The organism is Sphingopyxis sp. H115 (assembly GCF_001468465.1).
Taxonomy (GTDB): Bacteria; Pseudomonadota; Alphaproteobacteria; order Sphingomonadales; family Sphingomonadaceae; genus Sphingopyxis.
The window spans coordinates 40,812-60,012 of the sequence record NZ_LNSA01000004.1; the positions used below are offsets into that span (position 1 = coordinate 40,812).

The 19,201-nt window shown below is 61.8% G+C and carries 16 protein-coding genes; 5 read left to right on the forward strand and 11 right to left on the reverse strand.

Features of this window, described 5'->3' with window-relative positions; all coding sequences use genetic code 11:
• Nucleotides 1-30: 30 nt before the first annotated feature.
• Nucleotides 31-1,833 carry a hypothetical protein gene (locus ATE71_RS04285; RefSeq protein WP_152998641.1) on the reverse strand — a complete coding sequence of 601 codons (1,803 nt, stop codon included), beginning with the start codon at nucleotides 1,831-1,833 and terminating at the stop codon, nucleotides 31-33.
• 579 nt (nucleotides 1,834-2,412) lie between these two features.
• Between ATE71_RS04285 and ATE71_RS04290 the strand changes: the two genes are divergently transcribed.
• Nucleotides 2,413-4,413: a hypothetical protein gene (locus ATE71_RS04290; protein WP_235587898.1), complete on the forward strand. Its 2,001-nt coding sequence runs from the start codon at nucleotides 2,413-2,415 to the stop codon at nucleotides 4,411-4,413.
• Nucleotides 4,414-4,576: 163 nt separating this feature from the next.
• On the opposite strand, the gene ATE71_RS04295 is transcribed toward ATE71_RS04290, so the two are convergent.
• From ATE71_RS04295 to ATE71_RS21500, 6 genes are all read right to left on the reverse strand, one after another.
• A complete protein-coding gene (locus ATE71_RS04295) occupies nucleotides 4,577-6,310 on the reverse strand; it encodes a ParB/RepB/Spo0J family partition protein (RefSeq protein WP_058802214.1) in 1,734 nt (577 codons plus the stop codon).
• A gap of 99 nt (nucleotides 6,311-6,409) precedes the next feature.
• A complete protein-coding gene (locus tag ATE71_RS04300) occupies nucleotides 6,410-6,853 on the reverse strand; it encodes a DUF2958 domain-containing protein (RefSeq protein ID WP_058802215.1) in 444 nt (147 codons plus the stop codon).
• A gap of 600 nt (nucleotides 6,854-7,453) precedes the next feature.
• Entirely contained in the window at nucleotides 7,454-10,828 is a 3,375-nt protein-coding gene (locus tag ATE71_RS04305; protein WP_058802216.1) for a TM0106 family RecB-like putative nuclease, read from the reverse strand.
• Between the two features lie 62 nt (nucleotides 10,829-10,890).
• Complete coding sequence (locus ATE71_RS04310) at nucleotides 10,891-11,358, reverse strand: DUF6527 family protein (RefSeq protein ID WP_058802217.1); 468 nt, start codon at nucleotides 11,356-11,358, stop codon at nucleotides 10,891-10,893.
• Nucleotides 11,355-12,551, reverse strand: a complete 1,197-nt coding sequence (locus tag ATE71_RS04315) for a ThiF family adenylyltransferase (RefSeq protein ID WP_058802218.1) — start codon at nucleotides 12,549-12,551, stop codon at nucleotides 11,355-11,357. The genes ATE71_RS04310 and ATE71_RS04315 overlap by 4 nt, the downstream gene beginning before the upstream one ends.
• Nucleotides 12,526-13,188 carry a multiubiquitin domain-containing protein gene (locus tag ATE71_RS21500; RefSeq protein WP_063132292.1) on the reverse strand — a complete coding sequence of 221 codons (663 nt, stop codon included), beginning with the start codon at nucleotides 13,186-13,188 and terminating at the stop codon, nucleotides 12,526-12,528. The genes ATE71_RS04315 and ATE71_RS21500 overlap by 26 nt, the downstream gene beginning before the upstream one ends.
• A 152-nt stretch (nucleotides 13,189-13,340) precedes the next feature.
• Between ATE71_RS21500 and ATE71_RS04325 the strand changes: the two genes are divergently transcribed.
• Both ATE71_RS04325 and ATE71_RS04330 read left to right on the forward strand, forming a co-directional pair.
• Complete coding sequence (locus ATE71_RS04325) at nucleotides 13,341-13,730, forward strand: antitoxin Xre/MbcA/ParS toxin-binding domain-containing protein (RefSeq protein ID WP_058802219.1); 390 nt, start codon at nucleotides 13,341-13,343, stop codon at nucleotides 13,728-13,730.
• The gene (locus tag ATE71_RS04330) at nucleotides 13,711-14,430 is read left to right on the forward strand and encodes an RES domain-containing protein (RefSeq protein ID WP_058802220.1); all 720 of its coding nucleotides are present in this window, start codon (nucleotides 13,711-13,713) and stop codon (nucleotides 14,428-14,430) included. Before ATE71_RS04325 ends, ATE71_RS04330 begins: the two co-directional genes overlap by 20 nt.
• Nucleotides 14,431-14,444: 14 nt before the next feature.
• On the opposite strand, the gene ATE71_RS04335 is transcribed toward ATE71_RS04330, so the two are convergent.
• Entirely contained in the window at nucleotides 14,445-14,846 is a 402-nt protein-coding gene (locus tag ATE71_RS04335) for a DUF4357 domain-containing protein (RefSeq protein ID WP_058802221.1), read from the reverse strand.
• A gap of 164 nt (nucleotides 14,847-15,010) precedes the next feature.
• Here ATE71_RS04335 and ATE71_RS04340 point away from each other — a divergent pair, with 164 nt between their 5' ends.
• The gene (locus ATE71_RS04340) at nucleotides 15,011-16,168 is read left to right on the forward strand and encodes a phospholipase D-like domain-containing protein (protein WP_082665079.1); all 1,158 of its coding nucleotides are present in this window, start codon (nucleotides 15,011-15,013) and stop codon (nucleotides 16,166-16,168) included.
• On the opposite strand, the gene ATE71_RS04345 is transcribed toward ATE71_RS04340, so the two are convergent.
• Nucleotides 16,165-17,763 (reverse strand): Eco57I restriction-modification methylase domain-containing protein, encoded by a 1,599-nt coding sequence (locus ATE71_RS04345; protein WP_235587912.1) that lies wholly within the window; start codon nucleotides 17,761-17,763, stop codon nucleotides 16,165-16,167. The two genes, ATE71_RS04340 and ATE71_RS04345, sit on opposite strands and share 4 nt — an antisense overlap.
• Here ATE71_RS04345 and ATE71_RS22795 point away from each other — a divergent pair.
• Nucleotides 17,671-17,958: a hypothetical protein gene (locus tag ATE71_RS22795; protein ID WP_235587914.1), complete on the forward strand. Its 288-nt coding sequence runs from the start codon at nucleotides 17,671-17,673 to the stop codon at nucleotides 17,956-17,958. The genes ATE71_RS04345 and ATE71_RS22795 overlap by 93 nt on opposite strands.
• 193 nt (nucleotides 17,959-18,151) lie before the next feature.
• On the opposite strand, the gene ATE71_RS04350 is transcribed toward ATE71_RS22795, so the two are convergent.
• Entirely contained in the window at nucleotides 18,152-18,661 is a 510-nt protein-coding gene (locus tag ATE71_RS04350; protein ID WP_058802224.1) for an RNA polymerase sigma factor, read from the reverse strand.
• Nucleotides 18,658-19,149 carry a hypothetical protein gene (locus ATE71_RS04355; RefSeq protein WP_235587899.1) on the reverse strand — a complete coding sequence of 164 codons (492 nt, stop codon included), beginning with the start codon at nucleotides 19,147-19,149 and terminating at the stop codon, nucleotides 18,658-18,660. Before ATE71_RS04355 ends, ATE71_RS04350 begins: the two co-directional genes overlap by 4 nt.
• Between the last annotated feature and the right edge of the window lie 52 nt (nucleotides 19,150-19,201).

A 19,201-nucleotide genomic window follows, 5' to 3' on the forward strand; every position in this document is an offset into this window, starting at 1 on the left:
GCCGCTTGTCGCCCACCGCCGCCACCGGCGCTAGCGATATTCGTCCTCCACCCCCAAGGCAGGGCCGGCGCTGCTGCCGAAACCCATAAGGCATTCGAGTGAGTTGGCGGGATTTTTGCATAGCCGGCGACACGGGTACAGGTTGGCCATCGGCTTGGCATTTGCCGCCGCCACGCAGGCGTCCTTGAGTTGATCGTCGGTGGCATTGGCATATCGAATCTGGTTTTCGGCCGCCCCGGCAAAGCGGCTCGGCCAGCCAAAATGCCATGATGCATATAGGGCGGCAACCGCGACGGCGAAGGCGGTACAGATGCTCAAACTCGTCCCCCATGTCGTCCAGCCATGACGCGGGGCGCCGAGCATGTTGGTGAGATCCAGCTTCCGGCTCAGCTGTCTGAGTTGCCGTCGCAGGAGCAGCCGAGCAGTCAAGGCCCAGGCTATCGAAACAACGAAGAGTACGCCGACATATATCAACGCGGTTTCTCGCCAGTCTGCCCCGCGCGCGTCCTGATATGGGAAATGAACGAGGATGACGATGCCCACCACCAGACCGAGCAGCGCGGCGATGCCCAAATTCTTGCGCCAACTCTTGCCCGCGACCCGATCCTTGAGCGGCTCGATGCCTTTCATCACCATATTGCCGAGAGACGCCGCACCCTCCGCGCCGATCAACGCGCCATACCGGCCGATCATCTCGTCGCGGACCTCGGCGATCTGCGCGGCCTGGTAGGCATCTTTCGATTGTCCCTTGTGATCGGCCGCCTTTTCTTCGGTCACATCGATCGCTTCACGAAGCAGGCGCTTGCCCGCGAGCCCTGCGGTCAAGGCGACCCAGTCGGCGTCGCCATCGGGGTCGGGAAGATCAAGCGCGCGTGCCAGAAGCGGTTCGCCACCGACGATCGGCCAATCCGAGCCGACGGAATAGAGTTGGGCCGCGGTGTCGCCGCTTCGAACCGTCGCGCGCGCGGCATCGGCGGCGGCGGAGAAATTGATCCTCAGAACGTCGCTCGCCTGTTCGTCCTTGGCCTCGACGCCCGAAAATTCGATGGCGCCCTTCGTCACGAGCGCGTTCCAGTGGTCGCGCAGGATGCCCGCCCAACCTGCGAACCCGATCTCGTCCAGCGCGAGACCGCTGCGGCCGGACACCAGGGCGCGGCGGATATAGATATAGAGGCGGCTTCCGCGTCCCTGACAGTCCGAACAGGTAAGCTGGCCCGACCCCCGACAGCGACCGCAGGTGACGCGGCCCGATCCGCCACATGAACCGCATCGTTCGTTGATACGTCCGCCGCCGCCGCAGCCCCAGCAGGTGTCGCGATAATGTTCGGTCTGGTTGTTGGGGCCCATCCGGGTGCGGGAAAAATAGCCCATCCCGCCGCAGCTGCGGCACATGACCCGGTCGGTGCCGCTTCCCGAACAATTTCCGCAGGGGACGCGACCGCTCGCGCCGCAGCCGCCGCAGTCCACCGTTCTTTTGCCGGCGCAGCTGTCGCAGGTTTCCACGCGGGTATGCCGAAACTCATGGCCCGGCAGCGCCTTACGCGAGACTGGCAGGAGCCAATCTTGCGGCCGGGAACACACGCATTCGGTCAGCGCCAAATGAATCGGGCGCGCATCCAGCGCCGCCTTGACCTGCTCGTCGATTGGGGGATTCGATAGGGCAGCGTTGGCCCGCGACCGCTCTTCGTCCCAGGCGAATGTGAAACCCGCCTGCCCGCGGAACGATATCCGTCGGGCCTCCATATCGTCGAGATGCCAGTCGTCGAGATTGCCGTCCAATCGCGTCCGGACCCACGCCTCTAGCGCGCTCGATGCCGATTTCGTTTCCTGCACGTCGCCCGTCTCCCCGATCCAATGCCGAGCGGGCTACGCCTTTCGCGCGCCGGAATCTTCAAATCATCCTCAAGTTTTTCTCAAGCCGAGCAACGATCTGCTCTTGGCGCCGAAAGCGGGGATCCCGGGCCAAAACCGGTCACTTGCCCGCGACCGCCGCGCTGACTCGCCGCGAGCCGGTTCGGGAGACACCAAATTGTAGGGATGGAGCGGTGAAGGGAGTCGAATAGAGCCAAGAATTGGCTAAAAACCGGCCTATTTCTGAAGCATCGTCTATCAGGCCCCCAAATAAGCCCCCGAAGGCGCGGCTTCACCTCGGGATCGGGCACCCGTCTGGGGAAAATGACCGCGAAGAATCGAGGTTAGCGGTCCAATCTACGACGGGGAAATTTTTATTTAGGGGCTGCTCAGAGGTCAACATCTATAGCGCTGGCTGCGCGCCTTGAAAGGCAACGCACACTGAAATTCGGATCATTTTGACGGCAGCATAGCCCGCTGTCGAACTCTGCCTTTCAATATTTTCAGATTATTATAGGGCGCTCAGCCCACCTCTAAACCCGGAAAGAAGAACCAAATTTCATGACGTTGAAGAGCTCTAGCTTTTCGACGGCCGCTGCCGTTGCGCCGTCGGAAAACCAATCGATGCAACCTCGCAAGCGCGGCCGCAAACCAAAGCCCGTCGTTGAGTTTCCCCAAGCGGTCATATCTGAATGGACGGACGTCCCATGCTTCCACGAAGCCTTTGCCTTGCACCTCGAACGACACGCCGATTCCATTGGGCACCTGCACAAGGCACTCAGCTATTTCGGCGCGAAGATCGAACGCTCGACGTTCGTCCAATGGGCAGCCGGGAAGAAAGCTCCGACTTCCGTAAAGAGCATCGCGATCCTAGCGATGATCGAGCGACGATATCGTCTCCCGGCTGGTTACTTCAAAGCCAAGTTGACCAACAATATGCGAGCCGCGAGCGGGCACACACGGCTATGCGGCGTCACTCGCTCCGAGCGGCGGAGGCTCGCATGGCATCTGCCCGAAGATTTCGATGACCGGCCTGCGCGAGAACGGCAGGAAATATTGCAGTGGGTACGATCGGTCATCATCTCCGGCACGACGGATTACCGACGCTATCAGGCAGAGGCAGCAAAGCACCGGTTTGCAATACGCTTCCCTTCGCTGACACACCGCCGGCGTCTGCGTGATTTCGATCCAGCGAACGAGGGCGAGATTCAATCAGCCGATGAAGCAGACCTGGAACTAGCCGTGGCCCGCGCAGATGCGCCACCGCCGTTGGAAGCGGAGATGGCGGACCTCGTGAGGTTCAAGACAGCTACGTTGACGGACATTGGGTTCCACAGGAACGGTGTCTGGAATGAAGCCACGGCCTTTCAGAAAATCGAGCACTTGGGGCTTCTCTTCGGCGCTCTCGCGGCGTCGCCGCGTAGCGTGGTCAAGGGATACGGTGTTCCGACCGAAAGGCTGGCGATGGGACTGCTGGTCTTTCCTGCCATCCTAGATTGGTACGTCCAGTGGCGCGAACGCCGCCGCGGCTTCTACACGGTCTGGGAAGCGAACATGTTCCAACTCGCGCTCGCTTTTTGCCGTGTCGAAACCGGCTGGCTACGCCAGTCGCCTGGCTTGGCCTCGCGTCTTCAACCGATCGCCGGGTTGGTGTCGAGCGCTGACATCGAAGAGGTACGGTCGGATTGGGATGGGGCGTGTGACAGGCTTTACAGGCATGGCCTTTCCCGCGTGAAGGAGATCGAGCGCGTTGCTCGCGTACACCGCGACCCGTTCGAGCCTATCATGCCCGTCCTTGAGGCCGACAGCCCGGTGGGCGAGTATCGCAAGATCACCGACGAGATCCTCAAGCTGATGCCGAACGCCCTTCGCTATCCTCGCGCCGCAGCGGAAGCCTCCCGATCCTTCCTAATGCTTCGCCTCGGTCTGCACTTGGGCGTGCGACAGAAGAATCTTCGCCAATTGCTAATCTGCCCCAAAGGGCGACTGCCGACCGCAGAACGCCATCTCGAAATGCGGAAACGCGGCGAACTCAGATGGAACGTCAAGGAGCATGGCTGGGAAGTCTTGATCCCAGCGTCGGCCTTCAAGAACGCTAGCTCATCCTTTTTCGGGAACAAGCCCTTTCGTTTGGTGCTGCCAAACCTCGGCGGTCTCTATGAGCATATCGAGGCTTATATCGACCGGCATCGCCGCGTCCTTCTCGGTCGTGCCAAAGACCCCGGAACATTCTTTGTGAAGACGGTCAAGACGAAGACCCGCGATGCCTCATATAATCAGACGACCTTCTACGAGGCTTGGCGACAGATCATTCAAAGATATGGCATCCGGAACCCCTATACCGAACGCGGCGCGATAGAAGGCCTCTTGCCTCATGGACCGCATAATGTCCGGGACGTGCTGGCTACTCATATCCTCAAGCAGACCGGGTCATATGAACAGGCCAGCTATGCGATCCAAGACACGCCCGACACGGTCGCCGCACATTACGGACGTTTTTTGCCACAGGACAAGGCCGCTCTGGCGGCTCAAATTCTGAACAGAGTCTGGGACGCGGCTTAGGCGATGGGCGATCCCATTTCGTTCTCTGACTTACTGCCCAATTGTCCGGCCATGACTATTTGATCGGCCATACAATTTGCCGCGAGCCCGGACCGGGCGAGCGGCGCGCGATTTTTCGGACCTAAGGCGTAGGGGCGGCGACATGACATCGCCGCCCTCAGCTTTACGCGGCTTTACGCTGCGGTTTTTCCTCCGCTCCCTGAGGGGCCGCTTCGCTAAGTGCGACCACGGCACCGATCCCGCCGCGCTCGGTGTAGCCGGCGGGCGGGAAGGCCATCCACCTCGGCACCCACCCCTCGACCTTAGTGCGACCATTGTTGCCGTCCAGATGATCGCGGACGATCGCCTTCAAGGTCACGCCCTTCTCTTTGGCGTTCGCCGCTGCAGTGTCGTCTCCGCCGACCTCGGCAACCAGCGCGGTCAGCACCTCCTTGTCGCGAAGACCGGCGAAGAACGCATCGTCGGCGTTCCACCATGCGGCCATGTCGATACCGATGTGGAGGCCCACCGCTTCGACCGCCGCGCTCCCGGCGAACAGCGTTTCGCCCATGACGATGGCGATCACGTCCGTCACCGCACGTTCGGGCAGGTCGAGCAGCCGCTGGAACAGGTCCGCGAGCGGCATCGAATTGCCGCCCGTCACGGTCGGTTCCTCGGTATCGAAGCCGAGCAGCGCCAGCACCGCGCGCCGCTTTTCGTCGAACACCGCCTCGGCGCGACAAACCTCGACGCTCTCGCGCACATCGTCGTCCTTCGCCGATTGCGGCTCGACCCGCACATTCCAGAGCGGCGACCCCGCGATGGCGTGGGCAACCATCAAGCGCAACGCGACCGCCGGATGGCCGGTCATTTCGGCGCGCACGGCGGCATGGCGATGAAGATCGACATAGGTCTGCATCCGCGAAGTCAGTTCCGGACGCGACACCTTGGGCCCGGTTTCGATCTTCCTGCCCTTTTCAAGCCGCGCCGCTTCCTTCGCGGTGACATAGCCCTCGTGGATATCGACCTCGCCGCTATCGCGGACCTCGAAATAGACACGCCCGCCCTTGCGCTTGGCGGCGTGGCGATGCTCCCATTCGCGGAAGTAATCACCCTTGGGCAGTACGACGACCTCGCGCCACCCGTCGTCCAGAAAACGCGCCCGCCGTTCCTCGACGGCGGCAAGCTGGGCGGTCCAGAAAGCATCGCTGTCCGCGAAATAGCGTTCGTCCCCGAACAGGTCGGCAATGATCGCAAGGCCGCTCGCTTCTACATCGAAGAGGGCATGGGCCGCACTGATTGCGCCGCCGCCAAACAGCCAGTTCTTGAGCTGCTGACCCTGCGGGCAATAGGCGTCCGCGTCATCGAACAGTGTCAGCCATGCGCGCTGCTGCGATTTGGAGGCCATCGTCAGGTGCCGGACCGTGCCCGCGCTGATCTTCTCTTTCGCATAAAGCGAACGAATGCGCGGCAACAGATTGCCGAGCGCGAGGATGCGCTTCACCATCGCCTCGGGCATTCCGAACGTATCGGAAATATCGGCGATGCTCCGCCCCTCGCGGACCAGCCGCGTGTAGGTGACCCATTGGGTGACCTCGTCGGCATCGCGCCGCGCCACATTCTCGATCAACGAGGCTTCGAGCGCGGCGGCATCGTCGCCATCTTCGAGGATAGCGCAAGGAAGCGGCTCGGCCTCGGCCCTTTCGCCCGCGACGATGGTCGCCGCTGTGAAGCGACGCGCGCCCGCCACGATCTCGAATGCGCCCTCGGCGCAGTTCGGACGGACGATGAGCGGAACGAGGATGCCCCGCGCGCGGACGGTCGGCAGTATATCCGCCACATCCGGCGCCTTCTTGGCGTAGCGCATGTTGGTCTTGCTGATCGACAGCTTGCCAAGGTCGATAAAGTCGAGTTTCATTGTCTTCACCTTTCTTTGTGGAAGGTGCCGGTCCGTCGAGTTTCGCGATTGGGCGGACCGGCTTAGGTTTGGCGGCGAGACGCGCCGCCCGCGTCTGCCTCAGCCCTCGGACTTCGGAAGTTCTTCGCCACGCGCGGCACGGCGGAAATTCTGTTCGGCAGTGATGATCGATGCCGCACGGCGACCAGCGGCGGTCCAACTCGACAGCGGAACCTCGGAGGTAAAACCTAGATCGCGCTCGATGCCGAGACCGAAGGGCAGCCGCACCGACGCGAGTTCGGACAGGCTGAACGAACCGATTTCGGGGCAACCGAACCCAAGGTCGGCCAACCCGAAAAGCGTATCGCCATCCTCGCCCAATTCGGTCGCGAGCCATGTCGCAGCACCGACCGGCGAGAAGAATTTGGCAACCGGCACGAAGTCCGGCTCTACCGCACCCGCCATCACGGCAGCACGTCGCGCCTCGTCATTCGCGCGCAAGGCAGCATGTAAATCAGCGGACAGGAGCTTGCCCCCATCGCGGCGCTCTTTGGTCTTTCCCATGTCATCCTCCATTTCCCGCCCCCTAACCATCAGGCCCCCGGCGGAGCGGGGGTGGGCGGCGAGAGCGACCTGCCGGGCGCGGCCAGAAAGGCGGCCCGCACCCGAAGGGCTGGAACGAAGAGGAAGAGCCGCGCAGCGGCTTGCGGGACGGCGGGACGCGCCCAGAGGGGAGAGCCGGCCAACCCAGCGACAGACGGGAGGCCGATCGACAACGCCGCCGCGCTCCGCGCGGCGCCAACATGATCGTCAAATCTAACGATCTATCGCCGCACCTGCGGATTTAAACAAAGATCGCGCTCTCGGACCGGCCGCAGGCGGTGCGGCGTGCGTGCGCAGATGTGCTTAGCCGCCGCACCGCCAAGATAGCCGGGCCGGGTGCGCAGCGCGGTCAGGACAGACGCGCGATCCCTGTCGGCGCCTGCCGCCGGCAGCGAGCGCCCATTTTCAACCGCGCACCATATCGGGGGTGTGCGGAGGCGGCCAGCCCCTGCGAAAGATGTACGTGCGGACCAAGGACCAGCGGCTCACGCGCCTTGCCGAATGGTAGGGTCGGATGTCTGCGAACGCGAAGTCAGGCGGAAGCGTCCAACTGCCTCGGCCCTAGCCCGCGCGACTTCGCTGCTCGTCGGCGAAGCGCCGTGCCCAGCAGAGACCGTTGACGAGCTCCATCTCCGTAATCGTATGGCAGGGAATTTCGAGCAGCCGCGGGTTCGCATAGATCACTGCGAGACAGCGGGCGCGGCTGATTGCGACGTTGAGCCGGTTGCGACTGTAAAGAAATTCGATGTTGCGCGGCAGGTCGTCGCCACTCGACGTCGCCATGGAAACCAGCACAACGGCCGCCTCCTGGCCTTGGAACTTATCGACCGTGCCCACGCGCGCGCCCTCCGGGAGCACGCGCTTGAGCAGCTCGACCTGCATATTATAAGGGCTGACGACGAGAATATCGTCGCGGCAGATCTCATGTTCGACGCCTTTATTGTCACGCCAGCGCTGTCCGAGGAGCGCCCTGTAGGTCCGCTCGACGCGCTCGGCCTCGGCTGGCGACCGCTGGGTGCAGCCGATCGTATCGACGGGCACGAAGCGCAGGCCCGCCGCCGCAATCGCTTCGGGGTCGGACGAGGGATCGGCGAGGATCTGCTGAGCCTTCGTCTCCTCGGTCGAACGGAGACGTCCCTCATAGACGGCGGCCGAGACGAACCCGCAAAGATCGGGATGCATGCGGCGAGTTTCGGAAAGGAAAATGCCGCGATCCGGTGGGACCGTCGCATGGCCCTTAAGCAGATGCTCGAGCGCCGACACGCCGCTGCCGCGCGGGTGGCTGCCTTGGATCGGCTGCGATAGCTGCATCTGGTCGCCGATCAGAATGATGTTGCGCGCCGCGACTCCCATCGCCACCGCGTTGGCGAGGCCGACTTGTCCCGCCTCGTCGACGAACAGATAGTCGAAGGCCTGGTCGTGCTCGTCGCGCGCGAAGAGCCATGCGGTGCCGGCCACAAGCCGGTAGGACCCAGTCACCGCCTCGTTCTTGAGCGTGTCCTCAATCCACCCGCCGGTCCCGAGCATCTGATCCTCGCGGCTGCTCTTCTTGATCGCCGTGCAGCGGAATCCCCGCTCGGCACCGAGCGTTTCGATCTCGCGCAGGAGCTGGTTGATCGCTTTGTGGCCGTTCGAAGCGACGCCGACCCGCATCCCCCGCTCGAGAAGCGCGACGATCGCCCGCGACGCCGTATAGGTCTTGCCAGCGCCGGGCGGCCCCTGGATCAGCAGGTGACTGCGGTCGAGCGCGAGAAGCGCATCTACCGTCGCTGCGAGCGTATCGGTCCCGTTCCCGACGATACTCTGGCCCGCTTTCCGCCCGGAAAGACGCGGCAGTTCGCCGCGCAGGATCGACCCCACGGCAGCATAATGCTCCTCGTGCCCGTCGCGCACTGCCTCGGCATAGCGATAGACCGCAGCGCGAAGTTCCCTGTCGCCGACGGGGCCCGGCGGAATCAACGACGTTCCGGCCTCGACCGGGCTGCGGCTCGGGCCGATCTTGAGCTCGATCGTCCGGGCATCGTCGTCGATGGCGACAACATCGCCCGCGGGTTCGAGCGTGCCGGCGCGTTTAGGCTTATCGCCGATCTTGAGCTTGAAGTCCTGTGCGGGGAACCGGAAGCTGTGGATCATCGACTTCTTTTCGGGGCGCGGCGCAACGTCGGGATTGGCTTCGAGCCCGGCCATGCACTCGGCATCTTCGAGAAGCTGGATATAGGGCAGATCCTGCCGCGAGAAGACCGCCCACCAAGCGGGCTTGCTTTCCCGGCGGTGGAACTCGAGGAGGTCGACGAGAAGCTGTCGCCATGGCTCTCGGGCATGATCCCCCGCAAGCAGCGCCAGCGACATGGCCGCGACCCGTTCTTCGGCCTCTGCCCGCTCCGCTGCCTGCTTGGCGTCATCCTCTCCCGGCTCCCATTCCGCCCAAGCGAGGCCTGCGGGACGCATCCCTACAAGCCAGTCGCGGCATTGCAGCGTGGAGCTGCAGTCGATTCGGTTATAGTCGGCGATGTCCTCGAGGAGCTTCGGCTCGTCGAGACGGCGCCAGCGCTCGTATATAACGATACTGTCGCCCGCGGTTGTCACTTCGCCCTCACGCGCTTCGGCGAGATAGAATTTTTCCATATTCTTAATCGAATAAGCGGGCTCCGAAGTGCGTACCGCTTCGCGCACAACGCGATAAAGATCGACGAGCCGGTGCTGGCGAAGAAAATCATCGACCGCGGCCTCGCGCGTTCCGTGCAGCATCGCGAGACGTTTGAGCGCCGATTCCTCATAGGACGCATAATGATAGATGTGCGCGCGGGGATAGCGCGCGAGCCGCGCGGTCATAAAATCGACCGCGTCCTGAAAGGCCGCTTTTTCCTGCTCGCGGTCATGTGCCCAGAAGGCATGGAAGTTCTCTCGGCCGCCGTCGACGGTCACTACCCCGAAAAGATATTCGAGCCCGCCTTCGAACAGTGGATCGCCCTCCATATCAAAGAACATGTCGCCCGCATCGGGGCGGGGCAGGCGGGCGAGCCCGCGGCCTGGCTCGACCTCGAGACGCTCAACCTGGCGCTCGCCCGTCGCACGCTGGTGCGCTTGGAGCCGTGCCTGTTCCCGCAGACGCCAGAGGGTTTCGGGCTGGATGCCCTCGACCCGGGTGCCCTGGGGCATCGCCGCGAGAGCAAGGAGATCGCCGATCCCGGCGCTCGTCAGCGCTTCGGCCTGACCGCGACCGAGCCCGGCGACAAGGCTGAGGTGATGCGCGGCATCCCACTCGGCATGGCAGGTCTCGGCCCAGTGGCAGTAACTGCAATGGCCGCACGGCGCGCTCGCCGAGACTGCCGGCGGTGCACCGGCGAAGTCGAGGAAGCGCGCGCGTGCGAATTCGAAATAATGGATGATCGCATCGACGCGGACGCTTGCAATGCTGCCGTCGCCGAGGACAACATGCATGCGCTCGGGCATCAGGCCCTGCTCGCGCGCTAGGATATCCGAATAGATGCACATCTGGATGAGATGCTTGGGCTTTGCCGATCTCGCGAGCTTGGTGTCGGCGACTTCGTAGGAATGGTCGCCGAGCAGGTCCGATTTGCGGTCGACCTTGAGGAGGAAATCCGAATAGCCCTGCCAGGGCCCCTCGAGAAAGGCGCCCTGATAGATGACGTCGGCGCCGGATCGCAGCGCGGCGCGGGTCCGTTCGGCCTTAGCCTCGATGCCGTCTTCGCCATCGATCTCGACGACTGTCCGGCCTTCGGCTTTAAGCCGTTCGAGATAGGCGCGCTCGTGCGCGATCCCCATCTCTTGGAGGAGCTTCGTCTGCTCGTTGTCGGGCGCGAACACCACTGGCGTGTCGAGGCGACCGAGATCGAGCATGGTCGCGTGCATGCAGCCCATGAAATTGACGAGATCGCTCGCCGAAAAGAGCGTGCCGCCGCCATGCTTCTGCATTTCTCTCTCCCCCTCTTAGCCGTCATGCTCAGACGAAGCTTGTTTTTGCCGATCTTAGCCGATCAGGTCCGGCCGAACCATCGCGCGACCCGGTGGCGGATCCCGTCAAAGCAGGAGCGCGGCGGTGCGGCGCGGACAGTCGTCTCCGAAACGGCGCTATCGGCCTCTTGGGCTGGCTTCATCGCCGGCGCCGCGCGGGACTGTTTGCGCGCGAGGTCGAGCGCCCGACCCGCCGCGATCTGCTTGTCGGTCCACGCCCCTGCCCAGCGAATCTGGCCTTTGTCGATGATATAATGTGAGCGACAGGGCAGACTCCAATTCCCCACCGATGGCCAGACCGAGATCGTCTCGCCGTCATAGCGCAGCGACCAGTCGAGCGGCGTCAAGGGCAGCACGACCTCGCCGCCGCAGCCGCACGCGCAGCCATGGATCATCGAGCCATATTCAAGCGAGACATAAAGGATGCCCGGCTCGATCGTGTCGGGCATCGTTTCGACGAAGCGCGGATCGAGCTGCTTGACCCGGCTCACGCCGCCTCTCCGCGTCGATCCTCGTTCAGCAGATGATTGCCGTCGAGCGTGAACAGCGAAAAATGCTCATCCTCGAGATCGGCATAAAAACCGCGAAGGCGCTTCCACCGGATTACCGCGAAAGCGGCATTGGCCATGTTGAGATCGGCAACCTGGATGTTGCGCGCATATAGATCGTCGAGTCCCGCGCCTTCGAGCGGAATACGCCCCTTCGTACGCACCTGCTCGCGCATCCCGGGGGTGCTCGTGGTGACACGTAGCTGCCCGACGAGCGCGCCGTCGACGAGATGCAGCCCCATGCCGACATCGATGAAGGGCAAATCGCGGCGCTCAAGCTCGGCGATGATCGCCGCCTTCGCTTCGCCGGCATCGAGGCAGAGAAACACGAAGCTCGCACTGCCTAAAAGGTCGAGGTTGCTCGGGCAGAGCCGGACCGCATGCGGCACGATATGGCGGTGCATCTGCGAATAGATGGCGGCGAGATAATCGACCTTCTTCGGCCGTTCGCGCAGTGTATCGAGCGCCGCCGCGCCCGGCGACCGGAAGGCATTATGCTGGAGGAAGTCGTCGTCGTCGAAAAGATCGATGCGCTCGACTGGAGTCTTGGCGATCTGGTCGAGCACATAGGAACCGGTCCCGCCAAGACCGATGATCGCGACCCGCTCGCCGACCAGCTTCTGCGTCACCTCGCCGATCCCGGCGCGCGACGTCGCCGTGTCGAGATAGACAAAAGGTGAAAGATCGTCGTCGTTCGCGACGACGCGGCGCGTTCGCGCGGTCGCTTCAGGATCGATCGCCGCAGCTTCATTGGCGAGGATGGCAGCGTAGGTTGTCATCTTTTCGTGATAGTCGGCATAATGGCCAACTGCGGGCTTGCTAGAGAAACTATGGTCGATCACCAGCCCCTCGCCGAGCGGTTGCCGGGCGCTGCTGTTGATGATCCGGGCGAGCGGGTGCCCCCGGACATCGCAAGGCGTTTCGCCGGCGAACATCGCGACATGCGTTTTCGGGCGCTGGGTGCGATCGCCGGCCAGAGTTAGCTCCGAGACGAGCTTGCCGCGCGCAACAAGCCCTCCCGGCGTCACATAGGGAATGTTGGACAGGACGAGATGGCCGGCCTCGACGGCCACCTCATAGCCTTCCTCCTGCAGGCGGAGGAGGTCGGGATTACGACTTATCAGTTGCTGTGACATGGAACGTCATCCCTTCGATCAAATGGACGCTCTGGCCGGGCAGGAGCGAGCCTTCGGGGTGGGGTTTGGGGCCTTTGCGATAGCTCACGGTGAAGCAGACGTTGGGGCCGCTCGGCGCCGAGGCGAACGCCAGCACGAGCAACTCCTCGAAGCTGATTGTGCCCGTCTTCACTTGATGCTTGCGCGCATTGACGATGATCGTGATCGTCTTCGGTGCAGCCTTGCGCGAGCGGATATGCTCGACGCCCTTGCCCGAAAGAGGGACCGCGCTCCCACGCTCGATCAGGCGATCGGCATCGGAATCGAGGTAGAGGTCGTGATCGTCCGGGATGCCCGCGATGTCGCGAACCTCCGCTTCACCGATTTCATCGGCACCCCATTCCCAACCGCGTTCGTTTACCGTGAACATGTTTGTATGATCGGCTTCGAAGGTACGAAAGCGAAGACGTTTGCCCTTCTCAAGCTGGACGGCCTCCTCGAGCCCGACCGACTGGGCGATTCCGCCGTCGATCTGGATGAGCACAAAAGCGCTCGCGGGATTACGGCCGGCCGAAACGCGCACCGCGCGCCCGTCAATGAGGTCATCGGTGGCACGAATGACGGCGCCATCGACTTGATATTCAAAATAGGCGGACATCAGGCTTCTCCAATTTGCCCCCGAAAGCAACACGCCCGGGACTCTTGCGAGCGAGTCTCAAATGGACTAGAACGTCAATCGAGTCTCGCTGTGGACTGTCTATATCGAGACTTAATACACTTGCAAGTCCAAATCTGGAGAAGGGGAAAATTATGACTGCGCTATCCGTCGCCTGGGAGGGCGGGGGACGATCAGCGATTCCCGTAGCGCTGGACGTCTTCACCCCACTCGCGGAAGCTTGGGGCCTTTCGACCGACGAGCAGATGCGTTTGCTAGGATCGCCGCCGCGTTCGACATTCTTCAAATGGAAGAAAGACGGAGGCACACTTCCCCGCGATACTATCGAGCGAATTTCGAACCTGCTTGCGATATGGAAGGCATTGGAGATATTATTCACCGATCCTGCGGAATCGGAGGGGTGGGTGAGAAAACCCAATGCGTTTTTCGGCGGGGCGTCAGCGCTTGACGTCATGCTGGACGAAGGAAACTTCTTCGACATTGTTCGAGTAAGGCAATATCTCGATGCACAGCGAGGCGGCTAAACTGCCCATCATCGCGATCGATGATGACAAGTTCCACAACATCATTCCGTCGCGTTTTCCGACGGTGCGCCTCTACGAGCGCATTGCGGACGGACGCGACGAGCTTTTTGCCAAGATCGAGGAAATCACGAACCCGCGTGTTCGTGAAAAGGATCGGCTGACCCGTGGCATGGCGGCTGTCGACCAAGACCAGCCGCGTTTCAAAAACTGGAATCACGCACCGTTTGTTTATCCTAATCCCGAGGGAAGCCGTTTTTTCGGTGCGAACCGCAATGTTCTGGAACTGGCTGGCTGCCTTCAGACCGCTCTTGCCATCTCAGTCGCTAAACGCGAGCTCTTCCTCTCTCGTACTGCCCAAGCCGCGACCTATGTAGAAATGCGTCAATTCGTGCGGCCCGTCCGCGGTACGTTCATCGACGCGCGCGGATGGGATGGTCAGGATGATCGCGAACGCTGCCTCGCGCTCGGCAAGGAAGTTGACGAGGCGGGTCGTGACGGGCTGCTCTTCAGTCCCCGCGAACGCCGCTCGGCGACCGGAATCACGGTCCTCAAACCCGAATGCCTCGGCCGCCCAATCCAAGCCGAGCATTTCAAATATATGTGGAACGGCGAACGGATCACGCTGCTCTACGCGTTTGGTACTGGCCAGGAATATGATCCGCAGGACCTTTCCGAGCAGGCCCAGATCCTCGCCGCCTGAGACACATCAGACGATCACGCGCGAATTCGCAGATCTTCAAGTACCCGGAAGTCGCCGTCGCCCGGGCGCTTCACTTTCCAGAAGCGCCATCCGTTTACGTTACCTTTGGTGATGGCGCAGGCTGCGTCTGAAGGGCTGTTTCGGCGAATGCCATCTTCGCCGATCCACGCGCCCTCCTTGATTGCTGCGGCGTAGGTACGTCCCTTATAGGTCACCCGGAACTCGGTGCCATCGGGCAGGAAGACGCCTTTGAACTCGCACCCCGCGAGCCCGGTTCCACTCGCGGTGAGAGGAACTTCCGCCCTAGCGTCGAGGTGCAGCAGCTTGCGGAGCACGTCGTTAATCGTTGTGGCCTCGTTGGGCCGCATGACGGTGAGAGCCTTATACACCTCAAAATCCACATCGATAACTGCCACCCGAACCTCCTCAAGCTATCGAATCACGTAATAGCAGAAATAGTAGAAATAGCGAAAGTGAATTTTATTCGAACGTGCAGCGTGGCACGAGCCTGCCTTGCCCCTAAGCGGCGACCCATTGCGCTCGCTGCGTCTTTGAATGTAGTCCGGGTGCAGGGGGAACCATGTCGCGTGAACTGATTCTGCAAGGTCTGACTAAACGGACCCATGCGGACGCCTTGAAAGAAATGTTCGGCGGAAGCGTATCGCGCGCGATCATGAGCGTAGCGTTTGTCTCGGAAAGCGGCGTCGAATTGGTGGAGCCATTCGTGCAGCCGCACGCCGCGAACGTTTTGGTATTCGCTGGCATTCGCAACGAAATCACTTCGGCGCAGGCGTTGAAGAAATTACTGGCGGCCGGCGTATCGTTATTTGTCGTAGATACAGGCTCGCGCTCACTGCTTTTCCACCCGAAGCTCTATTACGTCCGGGGCGACGATGGCGGGAGACTGTCGATCGGCAGTGCCAACCTGACGCTCGGCGGCCTGAACAACAATGTCGAAGCCGGGGTTTTGCTGCGCCTTGCCCCGGATGCCGATGTAGACATCGCCTTTGCAACCGAGCTCGAGGAGTTGTTCGACGGACTGGCTGCGGCGCACCCCGAGAATGTGTTTTCGATTCCAGATAATGCGGCAGTGGATGCACTGCTCGCTGCCGGTCGCGTGATCGACGAAACGCTGCGACCACCTCCCAGGCCTGCAACCGTCGCCAAACCGGGTAGCGCTGATCCCACTCCGCGAATGAAAATGGCGCCGCCGCCGATCTACAAGAAGAAGGCGGCCGCTGCCCCGGCAGCGCCCGTTGCTGCGCCTCTTGCTGCGCCCCCTCAAGTTGCTGCGGCTGCAACGGTTGAGCCGGAATTGCTGCTCGTGTGGGAGAGCAAGCCCCTGACCCGCCGGTCGCTTGGCATACCGACCGGACCGAACTCGAATCCGACAGGGTCGACTACCCTCGGTTCGGGTACCTTCGATCATATCGATCGGGTGACCTATTTCCGCAATCAGCTTTTCGGTCATTTGCTCTGGGCGAAGAAGGGAACGATCGAAACGGCCGAACAGGCTTTCGACTTAGTCATCAAAGGGGTCTTGCTTGGCACATTCCCCCTCACTCTGCGCCACAGCCTGACACGCGCCGCCGCGGCGCCTGTCGACCATAATTCGCCATCGGGACTAAGCTGGAATCAGGCGCGACCCTTAGTAGCTCGGGAAGACTTGCTGGGGCGTACAATGCGAATTTGGCAGTCGACTGTGGACAATTCGAAATTCCGCATCGACATCGATTAAACCTTCGCCTCGGGCAGATCCTCGGTCGAGGTGCGTTGCCTGCGATCGCGCAGTTTCCGCCACCCTTCCAACGCACTCAGCTGGCTCGCTTTCGATATACCGAGCGCGCCGAGAACCTGCTTGCCCTGCTTCTCCAGCGTCTCGTGCGTGGGCCGATTCCGGATCGAGGCGTCGAGTGCTTCAAGGTCGATGTCGGCATCCTTGGGGAGAGGGATCAGTAGGCGCTGGATCTCGGATGGGATCAGCTCGAGCACGCCTCCCCCATAGTGGCGACCCTCAAGTTCGGCGCTGAGCGCGGTCATTGGGTTGAGAAAGCAGCCGACCAGTCGTTCGCCCGCTATGTCGCGCGTGCGAATGCGGTAGGCGGTGTCCGTCGTGTAGGCGCCTACCCTATTGAGGATCAGGCGCGGCGTGTCGTGTGATCGCTTGAGCATGCCCACCTCGGTCGCATAGACTGACGGCACCTTGAACCAAGGCGCGCGGGTCCGGCATTTGAACCGCGTATGAAGCATTTCGCGTTCGCCGCTCTCGATGTAACGCTTAGGCCCGCTTTGCATGCTCGCGGGGGCATCGTCGAACCAGAGGAAGTTCGTCGGACTTCCCTTCTCGGCATTGGCGGCATGCTGCCGCTCGTCGTAGATCACGCCTGGACAATGCTCGCTGCGCCCGAACATCGGATGGGCATATTTGGCGAGGCCATAGGTTTCGACGGTCTCGTCGGATACGAGGAAGAATTTGTTCGCACCGGTGACGATGCCGACGTCGACGCGCGCGATATCGTCGAAGCGATGAACGTCGGGATGGGCCTCGAGCTCGTCGAAAAGGTCTCGCGTTTCGAGATCGAGCAGCGCGCGGGTCCATTTACCTGCGACGGTCTTACCGTTAATCGCCTGCGGTGCGGCGAACAGCTCCGCCGGCGCGCGGCGAATGAACTCGCGGCCACGAACCGGCACCATGCCCAGCCCCTCGGCCTTGTCGCTAGGGCCGTGGCGCTTCTCAGCCATGAGAATCACGGCACCCTGGAGAGTGCCGTCGAACCAGAGCTCTTCGGGATCGATGATGACGAGGCGTCGGCACTCCTTGCCCAGATAGCTGCGCAGCGACTGGGCATGGGTGACGTGGATGATTTCGGCGGGGACAACCATCGCGAGCCGCCCGCCGGGGCGCAACAGCGACATCGACGCGAGGATGAACGGAACCCAGGCATTTGTGTGCTTCGTGAACTTGAGATCGAGCTCGTCAAAAATGCGTGCTGCGCGGGTCTGGAATGTCGGCGGAAGGAACTGGTACCGGACGAAGGGGGGATTACCGACGACCGCGTCGAAGCGCTTGCCACCTTTTCCCATATTGTCGATGGCCCAAGCTAGGAAGTCCTCGGACCGGATATCCGCATTGGGGAGGCCGAGGCTTTTCGCTCTCTGCGCGGCTTTGCGCGCTTCAGTCGGATCTAGTTCGAACCCCGTTATCTTAGCGCTTTTGAAACTTCCTACATCTGCCAAAGCTTGAAGGAACGCACCGTCGCCGCAGCTTGGTTCCAGAATATGATCGGGATCGAGATCCTTCACCCACCGCGAAATATACGCGGCAAGATCCAACGGTGTATAGTAACCGCCGCGCAGCTTTTGCTCGGTCTGATCTTCGATGAATTTCACGTTGCCTCCGATGGGAAGAACCTACCCCGTACCTCCGGAATCAGCAACGGAAATCGAGAAACTTCAGAGACTCAAGAGACTCTATTGCTACCTGTCGAGGAAGAACCTCTGGATGTGACGCCCGATTCTTTCCCGTGATCCATATCTTAGACAAGCGGTCCGGGTCCGGAAAGCGCCGCTGCGATTGATGGATAAAAATCATCCATCCCGGATGAGTTTCAATCGCTTTGAGCGGACCTTCCTCTGCCGCGCTCAACGTACATCTCAGGCTACCTTTTTTGTCTTCTTTTTGCCCAAACCCTCGAACCGAACCTTGGCACGACATTTAAGGTTAGTCCCACCGCGCAGTCGCCCGCCGGCACCGAGCCAAGGCTCGCATCATATGATACTCGACCCCCTTTTCGCCGACACCAATATGTTCCGAAATCTGCCGATAGGACATGCCCTTTAAACGATGCATCAGGAATATCCGCCGCGTCCGTCGCGGCAGGGCAAGTAGCGCGCGCCGATATGCCGCTCGAAGCTCCCGCCCCTCAATCTTCCATTCCTGTTCCGGCGGGAGAGGGGCATCGCGCGCTTCGTCGAGTGGATAAAGCACGCACCCTTTCCGGTGCCACGTCCGCGCCCGGTTGATCACCAGATTGCGAGCCGTCCGCGTCAAATAGCCATTGGGATTTTCGAGCCTATCGAAAGCCCCGCTTCGCAGCACACAGGTAAATGCCTCCTGCACGAGGTCCGGAGCTTCATCACGCCCAACTTTCCTCCGGAAGAAATGGAACATCCGATCGTGCTGCGCCCGGTAGAAGGCGTCGAATGTGGGGTAGGGTCCAGCGGTAGTCATAGCCGGTCTCCCCGGCGCTCACCCATGGGCAGCGACGCATCGCGCGACGCACGATAGAGGGCGATCCCGCCCTCGATCCGGTCGAGGATGAAAGTGTCGCGCTCCGCCTTCGCGGTACGAATGTCGGACTTCGAGTAAACCTCGATATCGACCGCGCAGCGATTGCCCAGCTCGCGGTCAATGGTTGCACGCGCGCGCCGCCAACAACGCTCGTCGGTGTAGAGCGGATGATTGATGACGACCCAGAATTCATAATCGGAAAATTCGATCGTCCGGCTGTCTTCGTACCAGGATCGCCGTGCGTAGGGACCGATGAGGATGATCCGCTTGATCCGTCCCGGCTCGGGCGCTTGGATCTGCGACGGGTCGAACAGGCCGCGCAGGATGCGCGTGATGCGCTCGATTTCGCGCTGCTTGCGCCGGATGAGATGGCCAACGCGCGCCATCACGACCTCGCGCGCGTAAACGTCGGTGGTTGGGGGTGTCATTTGCAGCTCGTACCGCGGCGGTCCGCGCGATTGCGCGCGGATGGGCAAGCGG

Bases quoted from the DNA above. Each gene is read 5' to 3' on its own strand.
- ATE71_RS04290 (WP_235587898.1), top strand. From the start codon at position 2,413: ATGACGTTGAAGAGCTCTAGCTTTTCGACGGCCGCTGCCGTTGCGCCG.
- ATE71_RS04295 (WP_058802214.1), bottom strand. From the start codon at position 6,310: ATGAAACTCGACTTTATCGACCTTGGCAAGCTGTCGATCAGCAAGACC.
- ATE71_RS04300 (WP_058802215.1), bottom strand. From the start codon at position 6,853: ATGGGAAAGACCAAAGAGCGCCGCGATGGGGGCAAGCTCCTGTCCGCT.
- ATE71_RS04305 (WP_058802216.1), bottom strand. From the start codon at position 10,828: ATGCAGAAGCATGGCGGCGGCACGCTCTTTTCGGCGAGCGATCTCGTC.
- ATE71_RS04315 (WP_058802218.1), bottom strand. From the start codon at position 12,551: ATGTCACAGCAACTGATAAGTCGTAATCCCGACCTCCTCCGCCTGCAG.
- ATE71_RS21500 (WP_063132292.1), bottom strand. From the start codon at position 13,188: ATGTCCGCCTATTTTGAATATCAAGTCGATGGCGCCGTCATTCGTGCC.
- ATE71_RS04325 (WP_058802219.1), top strand. From the start codon at position 13,341: ATGACTGCGCTATCCGTCGCCTGGGAGGGCGGGGGACGATCAGCGATT.
- ATE71_RS04330 (WP_058802220.1), top strand. From the start codon at position 13,711: ATGCACAGCGAGGCGGCTAAACTGCCCATCATCGCGATCGATGATGAC.
- ATE71_RS04340 (WP_082665079.1), top strand. From the start codon at position 15,011: ATGTCGCGTGAACTGATTCTGCAAGGTCTGACTAAACGGACCCATGCG.
- ATE71_RS04350 (WP_058802224.1), bottom strand. From the start codon at position 18,661: ATGACTACCGCTGGACCCTACCCCACATTCGACGCCTTCTACCGGGCG.
- ATE71_RS04355 (WP_235587899.1), bottom strand. From the start codon at position 19,149: ATGACACCCCCAACCACCGACGTTTACGCGCGCGAGGTCGTGATGGCG.